The sequence below is a fragment of the Streptomyces sp. NPDC001985 genome (assembly GCF_040296845.1).
In the GTDB taxonomy this organism is placed as follows: Bacteria; Actinomycetota; Actinomycetes; order Streptomycetales; family Streptomycetaceae; genus Streptomyces.
Genome location: NZ_JBEOYB010000019.1, coordinates 98,286 through 109,970, shown reverse-complemented (window position 1 = coordinate 109,970; position 11,685 = coordinate 98,286). Strand labels below are relative to the sequence as shown.

Below are 11,685 nucleotides of genomic sequence, written 5' to 3'. Positions count from 1 at the left end.
GGGGAGCTTGTGTAATGACCCTGTGCCACAGGACCCCCGCATCCCGCGGGCCACGGTCGGGGGCCGGCCCCCGAACCCCCGCTCCTCAAACGCCGGAGGGGCTGGGTTTGCTCAGGTCGCCGGAGGGGCCGAGGCCGCCAGCAAGGCTGGAGCTGCCCGGGTCACCGGAGAAGCCGAGGCCGCCAGCAAGGCTGGAGCTGCCCGGGTCGCCGGAGAAGCCGAGGGGTGCGGCACACGCGCCCGGAGGGGCTGGGGTGGTGTGCCTCGGGGCGCCGGAGGGGCTGGATCTTGTGCCTCGGGTCGCCTGGAAGGGCTGGGTTTCGTGCCTCGGCGCCGGGCGGAGGCGGTGGTGTGCGCGGGGCCCCGGTGAGGGCAGGCGGCGGCAGGGCTACTCCGCAGGGGCGTGGGCCGGTTTCCTGGGGGCGGGGGGCGCGGGGCGCCCCACCCGGTTCAGGTCGATGTCCCGGGTCTCGCGCATCGCGAGATAGACGACCAGCGAAACCGCCGCACACCCAGCCACATACCAATAGAACCCCGACTCCACCCCGGAATCCTTGAACCACAGCGCCACATACTCCGCCGTCCCCCCGAACAGCGCGTTGGCGATGGCGTACGGCAGCGCCACCCCCAGTGCCCGCACCCCGGTCGGGAACAGCTCCGCCTTCACACAGGCGTTGATCGACGTGTAGCCCGTCACCACCACCAGCGCCAGCAGCGCCAGCCCCAGCGCCGGCCAGAAGGAGTCCGCGTGCTTCAGCATGGTCATGATCGGCACGGTGAGGAAGGTGGAGCCCAGCGCGAAGGTGATCAGCAGCGGGCGCCGGCCGATCCGGTCGGAGAGCGCCCCGGCGAGCGGCTGGAGGCAGGCGAAGACGATCAGGGCGCAGAACGACACCAGGGTCGCGGTCTGCTTCTCCATCCCGGCGGAGTTGGAGAGGTACTTGGTGAGATAGGTCGTGTACGTGTAGTACGCGACGGTGCCGCCCATGGTCAGCGCGATGACGAGGAACGCCTCCCGCTTGTGGACCAGCAGCGCCCTGACGGTGCCGCGCTCGGCGGCCGGGGTGTCGTCGCCGGACTCCTCGTACACCTCCGTCTCCAGCATGTTGCGGCGCAGATAGAAGACGACGGCCGCGCCGAGCGCGCCGATGATGAACGGGATGCGCCAGCCCCAGCTGTGCAGCGCCTCGTCGGACATGGTGCGCTGGAGGACGATCAGCAGCCCCAGGCCGAGGATCTGGCCCACCGTCATGGAGACGTACTGGAAGCTGGAGGCGAGCCCCCGGTGGCGGGGGGCGGAGGCCTCGGTGAGATAGGTGGCGCTGGCGGCGTACTCCCCGCCGACGGAGAGACCCTGGAGGAGCCGGGCGACCAGGAGGACGGCGGCGCCGCCGTACCCCGCGACGGCGTAGGTGGGCGCGATGGCGATGAGCAGCGCGGAGGCCGACATCAGGGTGACGGTGAGGGTCAGCGCGGCCTTGCGGCCCTTGCGGTCGCCGACCCGGCCGAGCAGCCAGCCGCCGACCGGGCGCATGAAGAAGCCGACGGCGAAGATACCGGCGGTGTTCATCAGCTTGGCGGTGTCGTTCCCCTCGGGGAAGAACGCTCCGGCGAAGTAGGTGGCGAAGCTCGCGTAGACGAACCAGTCGAACCACTCGACCATGTTGCCCGCCGAGCCGATCCAGATCTTCTTCCAGTGCTCTCGTCCCATGGGGGGAAACCGTGCCGGGCGGCGCGGGGGGCCGACAAGGGGAGGCGGGGCAACGATCGGGAGTACTTGCGTGCGTTGCGTTCCCGGCGGGGTGCCGGGCTCGGTGCGCGGGGAGCGCGCTCCGGAGCGAGCGCGGCCCGAGTGCTTCAGCGCGCCGGGGCGAAGAGGGTTTCGGCGAGGAATTCGCCCACGTGCGCGAGGACTTGCGGCCGTCCGGTCCCGGGGAGGCCGACCGCGACATGGACGCTGAAGCCGTCGAGCAGCGCCCGCAGCCGGGTGGCGTAGCGGTCCGGGTCGACGGCCCGGAAGTCGCCCCGGGAGCTGCCCTCGGCGAGCAGGGCGACGAGGTCCCGGTGCCAGGCGCCCTCGATGGCCGCCTGGCGGGCGCGGGCGTCCTCCCCCGCGTTCTGGGAGCGGTTCCAGACCTCGAGCCACAGCGCCCAGTGGGGGTCGCCCGGTCCTTCGGGGAGGTAGAGCCCGACATAGCCGGTGAGCCGCTCGGCGGTGGGCGCGGGCCCGGAGAGCAGGGCGGCGCGCTCGGCGCCGAGGCGGCCCTCGCTCCACTCCAGGGTGCGCAGCAGGAGTTCGTCCTTGGTGCGGAAGTAGTAGAGGAGGTGTCCGCTGCTCATGCCGACCTCGCGGCCGAGCCCCGCCATGGTGAGCCGGTCGAGTCCATGGGCCGCGATGGTGGCCATGGCGGCGGCGAGCACGGACTCACGGGGCGGGGCGACATTGCGCCGTCGGGCGGGCGGGGTCATTCGGGTGCCTCCACGCGGGGAGCCGCGGTCGTCCGGGGGTGTGACGGCGGGCCGGGGCGGGCGGGCGTCCGGTGGTCACGGACGGCGCACGGCGGCACGGCCGTCCGCGCGCCGCCGTCCATGCGCTGTCATCCGTACGTTGTACCTGATCCGCCGGGAGACTCAAGGGGCGGGCCGGTCTCCCGGGGTACCCGGGGCTGCTGTTGTGTGATGCAGTGGATGCCGCCGCCGCCCGCGAAGACGGTCCGGGCGTCGACCAGGACCACTTCGCGGTCCGGGTGGAGCCGGCGGAAGATCTCCGCCGCGTGCTCGTCGCGCGGGTCGTCGAAGGCGCAGAGGACGACCGCGCCGTTGCAGAGGTAGTGGTTGATGTACGAGTAGTCGGCCCAGCCGCCGCTCTCGTCGCGCAGGGCGGTCGGGGCGGGGACCTCGATCACCTCGATCGGGCGGCCCCGGGCGTCGGTGCTGCTCCGGAGGAGGCCGACGTTCTCCCGGCAGAGGTCGTGGTCGGGGTGGGCGGGGTCCGGCTGGGTGTGGGCGACGATCGTGCCGGGGCGGGCGAAGGCGGCGACGATGTCGACATGGCCGAGGGTGCCGTAGCCGTGCGGCGGGTAGTCCGCCGTCAGACCGCGCCGGAGCCAGATCGCCTTGGTGGTGCCGAGCCGGGCGTGGATCTCGGCCTCGACCTGCTCCCTGGTCCAGCCCGGGTTGCGCTCGGGGCCGAGCTGGACGGTCTCGGTCAGCAGCACCGTGCCCTCGCCGTCGACATGGATGCCGCCGCCCTCGTTGGTGAGGGGTGAGCTGTGCACGGGGACACCGGCCAGGGCGGCGACATGGCGGGCGAGTGAGGCGTCGTGCTCCCAGCTCGCCCACTCCTGGGCTCCCCAGCCGTTGAAGACCCAGTCCACGGCGGCCAGCCGGGTGCCGTCGGTGACGAAGGTGGGGCCGGTGTCCCGCATCCAGGCGTCGTCCAGCTCGCGCTCCACGATCTCGGTCCCCGGGCCGAGGAGGGCGCGCGCCTCCGCCGTCCCGCCGGGGCCGACGACCATCGTCACCGGTTCGAAGCGCCCCACCACACGGGCGACCTCCGCCCAGGCGCGGCGGGCGGCGGCGAGGTCGTCGCCGGTGAAGGTGGGGTTGGCGACCGGCCAGGCCATCCAGGTGCGCTCGTGCGGGGCCCATTCGGGCGGCATGCGGAACATCGTCCGTCCTAGAGGAGCTAGAGGAGCCAGAGGCGCCAGAGATAAGAGAGATAAGAGAGATAAGAGAGGTACTAGAGGAAGTAGAGGCGGTTGAGGGAGACCGACTCGGCGGGCGAGGAGCGGACCGGGGCGCCGTCGAGGGTGACCGCCCCGGTGCGGGCGTCGACGGCCACCTCGCCGATCCGGGAGTTCAGCAGCAGATCGGCGGGGCCTTTCCCCCGGGTGTTCCGGACGGCGACCCGCCGCCGGCGGGTCGGCATCCGGTCCCCGCCGAGGTCGGCGGCGGCCCGGGCGACAAAGGCGACGGACAGCTCGGCAGGGGCCGCTCCATGGGCGCCGAACTGGGGGCCGAGGAGCAGGGGTTCGCAGGTGTCCGTGGCCGCGTTGGGGTCACCGGTCACTCCGTACGCGGGGAAGCCGGACTTCAGTACGAGCTGGGGTTTGGCCCCGAAGAACTCCGGGCGCCACAGCACGATGTCGGCCATCTTCCCCCTCTCCACGGAGCCGATCTCATGGGCGAGGCCGTGGGCGATGGCGGGGTTGATGGTGAGCTTGGCCAGATAGCGCAGCACCCGGCCGTTGTCGTCGTGGGCGCCGTCGCCCTCCGCGGGGCCGAGTTCGGCCTTCATCTTCCCGGCCATGGCGAAGGTGCGGCGGACGGTCTCGCCCGCGCGGCCCATGCCCTGGGCGTCGGAGGAGGTGATGCCGATCGCGCCGAGGTCGTGCAGCACGTCCTCGGCGCCCATCGTCCCGGCGCGGATGCGGTCCCGGGCCATGGCGGCGTCCCCGGGCAGATCGGTCTTGAGGTCGTGTACGGAGACGATCATGCCGTAGTGCTCGGCGACGGCGTCCCGGCCGAAGGGGAGGGTCGGGTTGGTGGACGAGCCGATGACGTTCGGCACGCCCGCCATTCTCAGGACGTTGGGGACATGGCCGCCACCGCACCCCTCGATGTGGAAGGCGTGGATGGTCCGGCCGTCCAGGACGCGGAGGGTGTCCTCGACGGAGAGGCACTCGTTGAGTCCGTCGCTGTGCAGCGCGACCTGGACATCGTGCTCCTCGGCGACGCGCAGGGCGGTGTCCAGGGCACGGGTGTGGGCGCCCATGTCCTCGTGGACCTTGAATCCGCTGGCGCCGCCCTCGGCGAGGGCCTCGGTCAGCGGGGCCGGGTCGGACGAGGAGCCCCGGGCGAGGAAGCCGATGTTGACGGGCCAGGCGTCGAAGGCGGCGAAGGCGTGCCGCAGGGCCCAGGGGGAGTTGACCCCGACACCCCAGACGGGGCCGAACTCCTGGCCGATGACGGTGGTGACCCCGGAGGCGAGGGAGGCCTCCATGATGCGCGGCGAGAGCAGATGGACATGGGTGTCGACGGCGCCGGCGGTGGCGATCAGGCCCTCGCCGGAGACGATGGCCGTGCCGGTGCCGGTGACGACATCGACCCCGTCGAGGGTGTCGGGGTTGCCGGCGCGGCCGATGCCCGCGATCCGGCCCTCGCGGATGCCGATGGAGACCTTGCGGATGCCCTGGACGGCGTCGATGAGCAGGACGTTGCTGATGACGAGGTCGCAGGTGTCACGGACGGCGGCGGCCTTGAGGTGGAGTCCGTCGCGGGCGGTCTTGCCGAAGCCGGCGAGGAACTCGTCGCCGGGTTTCTGCGCGTCGGACTCGACGCGCACCACGAGCCCGGTGTCGCCGAGCACGACCCGGTCACCGGCGCGGGGGCCGTGGACGGCGGCGTACTCGGCGGGGTCGATTCCGGTCATGGGCTCCGCTCCTTCTTCCGGGGCTGTCCGGGGCGCCCGGGCCGGGCGGGCCGGGCGGGCCGGGCGGGCCGGGCGGGCCGGGCGGTGGCGGCCCTGCGGGCGGCGGTTCCCGCGCGCGGCGAGAGCAGCCCGGTCACCGCGGTCACGGCGGCCACCGCGAGGACGACCGTCAGCAGGGAGTACGAGGGCAGTTGGGGGGCCGGGGAGGTCTGGCCGGGCGGCTCGGGCCGGGCGACCACCGCGATCACCGGAATGACCGCGATCACCGCTCGGCGCCCAGATACCCGCAGGCGGCGGCCCTGCGCAGGGCCTCCTCCCTGGCTCCCGGGGCGTCCAGCTCCCCGTCGACCAGCCCTGCGAAGCCGATGGCGATCCGGGCGCCGCCGATGGGGAGGAGACCCACCTCGGACTCGGCTCCGGGGTCGAAGCGGACGGTGGAGCCGGCCGGGACGCACAGCCGCATGCCGTAGGCGGCGGACCGGTCGAAGTCCAGCCGGGGGTTGGCCTCGAAGAAGTGGAAGTGGGAGGTGACGCTCACCGGTACGGGCGCGGTGTTCCGCACCGTCAGCCGCAGCTCCGGCTCCGGCCCGGGCAGCGCGGGCCCGGGGAGCACCGCGCCGGGGGCGGCGGCGCCCAGACCGCCGCCGCCGATCGGGTCGGCAACCACCGCGAGCCGGGAGCCGTCGTCGAAGACCGCCTCGACATGGACCTCGGTCACCACATCGGCGACCCCGGGCAGCACGTCATCGGGCCCGAGGACGGAACGGGCCGCCTCGATCGCCTCGGCCAGCCGCCGCCCGTCGCGCGCGGCCTCGCAGACGGTGTCCGCGATCAGCGCGGTCGCCTCGGGCACATTGAGCCGCAGCCCCCGCGCTCTGCGGGCCCGCGCCAGCTCGGCGGCGCTGAAGAGCAGCAGCCGGTCCCGCTCGGTCGGGGTGAGTCGCACAGCGTGACCTCCTTCTTGGAACGGCACTCTAATCATGAGGCCCGAAAAGTGGAAGGCCACAGCTTGATTCATTGAACCCGGCTCGAATATCCAACGGCCGGGGGCTCAGTCGACTGCTCCGTCCAGATCCTTGGCACAGGCCGAGACCGCCGCGCGGAACGGACGCGCCGAGGGGTCGTCGTCCCGTTTCCGCTCGGGGTCCTCCCCCCGTGACGCGCCCATGCCCCCGTCCTCACCGAAACGGGAGGACAGGGGCATGGACAGCGGGGCGGAATCGGTCAGCCCAGGTCGTGCATCCAGCCGTGCTCGTCCGGGGTGACGCCGCGCTGGATGTCCAGCAGGGCCTGGCGGAGCCGGAGCGTCAGCTCGCCCGGGCGGCCGTCGCCCTGGGTCCACTCGGCGTTCGCCGACTTCACCGAGCCGACGGGGGTGATCACCGCGGCCGTGCCGCAGGCGAAGACCTCGGTCAGGGTGCCGTTCTCGGTGTCGCGCCGCCAGTCCTCGGTGGAGATCCTGCCCTCCTCCGACTCGTACCCCAGGTCCTCGGCGAGCTTGAGCAGCGAGTCCCGGGTGATGCCGGCGAGCAGGGAGCCGGTCAGCTCGGGGGTGACGATGCGGTTCCCGTACACGAAGTACAGATTCATCCCGCCCATCTCCTCGACCCACCGGTGCTCCAGGGCGTCCAGCCAGACGACCTGGTCGCAGCCCTTCTGGGCGGCTTCGGCCTGGGCGAGCAGGGAGGCGGCGTAGTTGCCGCCGGTCTTGGCGAAGCCCATGCCGCCGGGGACCGCGCGGACATAGTTCTCGGAGAGCCAGACGGAGACCGGCTGGACGCCGCCGGGGAAGTACGCGGCGGCGGGGCAGGCGATCACGATGAAGAGGTACTCGTTGGCCGGCCGGACCCCGAGGCCGACCTCGGTGGCGATCATGAACGGGCGCAGATAGAGGGAGGCCTCGCCGCCGTGCGCGGGGACCCATGCCTTGTCCTGGCGGACCAGCGCGTCACACGCCTCGATGAACAGCTCGGTGGGCAGTTCGGGCATGGCGAGCCGGCGGGCGGAGCGCTGGAAGCGCTCGGCGTTGGCGTCCGGGCGGAAGGTGGCGACGGAGCCGTCGGGGCGGCGGTAGGCCTTGAGTCCCTCGAAGATCTCCTGCGCGTAGTGCAGCGTCATGTTCGCGGGGTCGAGCGAGAGCGGCGCGTACGGGGTGAGCTGGGCGTCGTGCCAGCCGACACCCTCCGACCACTTGATGGTCACCATGTGGTCGGTGAAGTGGCGGCCGAACCCGGGGTCGGCCATGATCGCCTCTCGCTCCGCGTCGGAGAGCGGGTGCGACGAGGGCTTCAGCTCGATCGTGGGCGTCGTCATGAGTGCAAATGTCCTTCACCGTTGATTGTGACGGACCGCGCTCACGCCGCTACTGATGCTAGGACGTCCGAGCATTCCCGTATGCCACGGCCCGGTTCGATTATCGCTCGAAGGTACCGGTGCGAGAAAGCAGGGTGGAACGGGTGAAAGCGGTCCCGGTCAGATGATGCACCCGGGGCCGCACAGGAGGAAGCCGCCGGGTGCGTGTGCGACCCGGCGGCTTCCGTGGAAGCGTCGGGTCAGCCGGCTACTCGTACGGCGAGCGCGTCGCCGATCTCCTCCGTGGTACGGAAGGTGCCATCGCGCTCCGCGAGGTCGGCGGAGACGGCCTGCTCGATGCGCGCGGCCTCGGGCTCGAAGCCGAGGTGACGCAGGAGGAGGGCGACGGAGAGAACGGTGGCCGTCGGGTCCGCCTTGCCCGTGCCCGCGATGTCGGGGGCCGAGCCGTGCACGGGCTCGAACATCGACGGGAAGGCGCCCGAGGGGTTGATGTTGCCGGAGGCGGCGAGGCCGATCCCGCCGGTGACGGCGGCGGCCAGGTCGGTGAGGATGTCACCGAAGAGGTTGTCCGTGACGATGACGTCGAAGCGCTCCGGCTGGGTGACGAAGAAGATCGTCGCCGCGTCGACGTGCAGATAGTCGGTGGTGACCTCGGGGTACTCCTGGCCGACCCGGTCGAAGATGTTCTTCCACAGATGGCCCGCGTAGACGAGGACGTTGTTCTTGTGGACCAGCGTCAGCTTCTTGCGGGGGCGGGAGTTGGCCCGCTCGTACGCGTCACGGACGACGCGCTCCACTCCGTACGCCGTGTTCAGGCTGACCTCGGTGGCCACCTCGGCGGGCGTGCCGGTGCGCAGCGAGCCGCCGTTGCCGGTGTAGGGGCCCTCGGTGCCCTCGCGGACGACGACGAAGTCGATCTCGGGGCGGCCGGCCAGCGGGGTCGCGGTGTTCGGGAAGAGCTTCGACGGGCGCAGGTTGACGTAGTGGTCGAAGGCGAAGCGCAGCTTGAGCAGCAGCCCGCGCTCCAGCACCCCGGAGGGGACGGAGGGGTCGCCGATGGCGCCGAGGAGGAGGGCGTCATGACCCTTGAGGGCCTCCAGCTCCGCGTCGGGGAGGGTCTCACCCGTGCGGTGCCAGCGCTGGGCGCCGAGGTCGTACTCCTTGGTCTCCAGCTTCACATCCTGCGGGAGGACCGAGGAGAGGACTTTCAGGCCCTGGGCCACGACCTCCCGGCCGATGCCGTCACCGGGGATCACTGCGATGTTGAGGCTGCGAGACATGTCGGGCACCCTACTCTTCGTCCCATCCCATGACATCGCGCGTCCAGAATATGGACGCGCCCGGTTACCGGACCCACGGCCGGCGCTCAGCGCGCCCGGGCGCCGGGCGCCGCGGCCCGCCGGTCAGTGCCCGGCGGAGCCTCCGTTGTCGCGGCGGTCCAGGGCGCGCTGGAGCGCCGCCGCGGCGTTCTTCCGGTCGGACTCGGACAGATGGCGGGCGGCGTGGCGGACACGGCGGACGGTCGCTGCGGGCATGGTGATCGACTCCTCGGAGATCGCGGGGATTTCGAAGGCGCCGGGCGGGGCGGGGAGCGGGCCACAGGGGTTGCCTGCGCGGGCACCGGCTCACAGCCGCCATTCGCTGGATCGAGCGATTCGTTCGGCTGCCACCACGCTAAGGCAGCGGCCTCTCACTGTCTCCACAAATAGTCGGACTTCCTAGTATCTGAGACGGAGATCATGGAACCCGCAGGTCACAGAGGTACGTCCAGGGGCCGTCCAGGGCGCTTCCTGGGACCAGGCCGGATCAGGGAGCGGGCCCCCAGGGCGTGCGAGCCCGGCACGATCCACAGGACGCCTCAGGTCCGGGGCGCCCGTGGCTCCCGGCCGGCACGCGCATGCGCCCGCACCCCCTGCACATCGAAGAGAACGAGGAGTTCCGCCGCCCGGCCGTCCGCGCTGCCCATCCAGTGCGGTACGGAGGTGTCGAACTCGACGGCGCTGTCCGCCCGTACGGTCAGATCCCGCTCCCCGACCACCAGCCGCAGGGTGCCGCTGAGGACATACAGCCACTCATGGCCCTCATGGGTCCGCAGGGTCGGCTCCAGCGGTTCCGCCCGCGCCGGAATGATCATCTTGAACGCCTGGGTGCCGCCCGGGCGCCGGGACAGCGGAACGAGCGTCACGCCGAACCGGCTGATCGGCCTCAGATGAATCCGGGGGTCGCCGGCCCGGGGGGCGCCCACGAGATCGTCCAGCGGGATGTCGTAGGCGCCGGAGAGCCGCAGCAGCAGTTCCAGGGTGGCCCGGCGCAGACCGCCCTCCAGCCGGGACAGGGTGCTCTCCGAGACCCCGGTGGCCGCGGAGAGCTCCCCGAGGGTGAGGCCGCGCGAGAGCCGCAGCGCGCGCAGCCTCGGCCCGACCGCGTTCAGTACGTCTTCCCTTGCGGAATGGTCCATGGGGCCAGCTTGCCGAAACAGCAAGGATCGGTGCGACACCGGGGCACCGCCGCCGAGACTGGCCGCCCGGAACCCACCCGGGAGTCCGAAGGCGAGGAAGGGACCTCATGGAGCACTCCGAAGCGGCACGTTACTGGGACCAGGTGTACGCGGAACGGCCCGCGCCGACCGATCCCCGGCCGAACGACCGGCTGGTCGAGACGGTCGGCGCACTGCCCCCGGGGGACGCGCTGGACCTCGGCTGCGGGGGCGGCGGCGACGCGCTCTGGCTCGCGGGCCGGGGCTGGCGGGTCACCGCCCTGGACATCTCGGCCGTGGCGACCACCCGCCTCGCCGGGCTGGCCCGGGCACGCGGCCTCGACGATCTGATCACCGCCGAACAGCACGACATGCGCGCCTCACTGCCCGCGGCGCCCCGCGATCTGGTCACCGCCCACTACTTCCACACCCCGTACGCACAGGACCGGACGGCCATCCTCCGCTCCGCCGCGGAGCTGTTGCGCCCGGACGGACGGCTCCTGGTCGTCGACCACGGATCAACCGCGCCGTGGTCGTGGAACCAGGACCCGGAGGCGCGCTATCCCTCTCCCCACGAGGTGGCCGCCCTGATGGACCTCTCCCCCGCGCGGTGGACGGTCGAGCGCGCGGACGCGGCGCGCCGGATCGCGGCCGGCCCCGACGGCAGCACCGCCGAGGTCGTCGACCACATCCTGCTCATCCGCCGGACCGGGTGACACCCGGGCGGGCCGCCGGTCCGGTCAGGGGTGGGCGGGGCGCTCCCAGACCAGGAGATAGCGCCAGAGCACCAGCCGCCGGTAGCGGCAGCCGGGCAGCGCGGCGGACGCCTCCGCGCGCACCCGGGACCAGCTCATCTCCGCGTCGCGCACGGGCATCCCCGCCGGGCCCCCGTCACCGCCGTGCCGGCGGGCGTGCAGCCGGTGGGCCACCGCTCCCGCCCCGCTGGTGAGCCAGTCGCCCGGTGTCCGGTCCCGGCCCAGACCGAGGACGGCGAGCCGGCCGCCGGGGGCGAGCAGCTCCGACAGTCTGGTGAGGGCGGCGGTGAAGGGGACATGGTGGAGCACGGCGACCGCGCTGATGAAGTCATAGCCCGCCGAGGGGAGGCCGGAGCCCGCCGGGTCGAGGAAGTCCGCCTCCCGGAAGGTGAGTCCGGGCACCCCCGCGCCGCGCTCGCGGGCGAGACGGATCATCTCGGGCGAGCGGTCGATCCCGGTGACCGCCCCGGCCCGCCGGGTCAGCCGGTGCGCCAGTAATCCGTCGCCGCAGCCGATGTCGAGGGCGGTACGGGCACCCGGCGGCACGGCGGCCAGGAGTCGCGGGTGATAGTGGACGTTGTGGTTCCAGTAGTCGGTCATCGGATCACCGTAGACAGCGGGGTCCCCGTAGCCGGCCATCGGGTCACCGTGGACAGTGGGGCGGCGCCGTCGCGAGCCATCGGCGCCCGCCCCGGGCCCTGCCCCCC

The 11,685-nt window shown here is 72.6% G+C and carries 12 protein-coding genes; 1 reads left to right on the top strand and 11 read right to left on the bottom strand.

Going from position 1 to position 11,685, the window contains the following annotated elements:
• Nucleotides 1-388: 388 nt before the first annotated feature.
• The 10 genes from ABT122_RS11510 to ABT122_RS11465 form a co-directional block, all read right to left on the bottom strand.
• Nucleotides 389-1,711 carry an MFS transporter gene (locus tag ABT122_RS11510; RefSeq protein WP_351548930.1) on the bottom strand — a complete coding sequence of 441 codons (1,323 nt, stop codon included), beginning with the start codon at nucleotides 1,709-1,711 and terminating at the stop codon, nucleotides 389-391.
• A gap of 146 nt (nucleotides 1,712-1,857) precedes the next feature.
• The gene (locus tag ABT122_RS11505; protein ID WP_351548927.1) at nucleotides 1,858-2,469 is read right to left on the bottom strand and encodes a TetR/AcrR family transcriptional regulator; all 612 of its coding nucleotides are present in this window, start codon (nucleotides 2,467-2,469) and stop codon (nucleotides 1,858-1,860) included.
• Nucleotides 2,470-2,597: 128 nt separating this feature from the next.
• On the bottom strand, nucleotides 2,598-3,671 hold the full coding sequence (locus ABT122_RS11500) for an agmatine deiminase family protein (RefSeq protein ID WP_351548924.1): 1,074 nt from the start codon (nucleotides 3,669-3,671) through the stop codon (nucleotides 2,598-2,600).
• A gap of 71 nt (nucleotides 3,672-3,742) precedes the next feature.
• Nucleotides 3,743-5,434, bottom strand: a complete 1,692-nt coding sequence (locus ABT122_RS11495; protein WP_351548921.1) for an urease subunit alpha — start codon at nucleotides 5,432-5,434, stop codon at nucleotides 3,743-3,745.
• Nucleotides 5,431-5,700 (bottom strand): hypothetical protein, encoded by a 270-nt coding sequence (locus ABT122_RS11490; RefSeq protein WP_351548918.1) that lies wholly within the window; start codon nucleotides 5,698-5,700, stop codon nucleotides 5,431-5,433. The genes ABT122_RS11495 and ABT122_RS11490 overlap by 4 nt, the downstream gene beginning before the upstream one ends.
• Complete coding sequence (ureA, locus tag ABT122_RS11485) at nucleotides 5,697-6,380, bottom strand: urease subunit gamma (RefSeq protein ID WP_351548915.1); 684 nt, start codon at nucleotides 6,378-6,380, stop codon at nucleotides 5,697-5,699. Before ureA ends, ABT122_RS11490 begins: the two co-directional genes overlap by 4 nt.
• A gap of 278 nt (nucleotides 6,381-6,658) precedes the next feature.
• The gene (locus ABT122_RS11480) at nucleotides 6,659-7,747 is read right to left on the bottom strand and encodes a branched-chain amino acid aminotransferase (protein WP_351548912.1); all 1,089 of its coding nucleotides are present in this window, start codon (nucleotides 7,745-7,747) and stop codon (nucleotides 6,659-6,661) included.
• A gap of 239 nt (nucleotides 7,748-7,986) precedes the next feature.
• On the bottom strand, nucleotides 7,987-9,027 hold the full coding sequence (locus ABT122_RS11475; RefSeq protein WP_351548909.1) for a 3-isopropylmalate dehydrogenase: 1,041 nt from the start codon (nucleotides 9,025-9,027) through the stop codon (nucleotides 7,987-7,989).
• A gap of 123 nt (nucleotides 9,028-9,150) precedes the next feature.
• Complete coding sequence (locus ABT122_RS11470; protein ID WP_351548906.1) at nucleotides 9,151-9,282, bottom strand: hypothetical protein; 132 nt, start codon at nucleotides 9,280-9,282, stop codon at nucleotides 9,151-9,153.
• A gap of 323 nt (nucleotides 9,283-9,605) precedes the next feature.
• Nucleotides 9,606-10,205, bottom strand: coding sequence for a helix-turn-helix domain-containing protein (locus tag ABT122_RS11465; RefSeq protein WP_351548903.1), 600 nt, complete (start codon nucleotides 10,203-10,205; stop codon nucleotides 9,606-9,608).
• Nucleotides 10,206-10,312: 107 nt separating this feature from the next.
• On the opposite strand from ABT122_RS11465, the gene ABT122_RS11460 reads away from it, so the two are divergent.
• Nucleotides 10,313-10,939 carry an SAM-dependent methyltransferase gene (locus ABT122_RS11460; protein ID WP_351548900.1) on the top strand — a complete coding sequence of 209 codons (627 nt, stop codon included), beginning with the start codon at nucleotides 10,313-10,315 and terminating at the stop codon, nucleotides 10,937-10,939.
• A 24-nt stretch (nucleotides 10,940-10,963) separates the two neighbouring features.
• On the opposite strand, the gene ABT122_RS11455 is transcribed toward ABT122_RS11460, so the two are convergent.
• On the bottom strand, nucleotides 10,964-11,578 hold the full coding sequence (locus ABT122_RS11455) for a class I SAM-dependent methyltransferase (RefSeq protein ID WP_351548897.1): 615 nt from the start codon (nucleotides 11,576-11,578) through the stop codon (nucleotides 10,964-10,966).
• Nucleotides 11,579-11,685 lie beyond the last annotated feature (107 nt).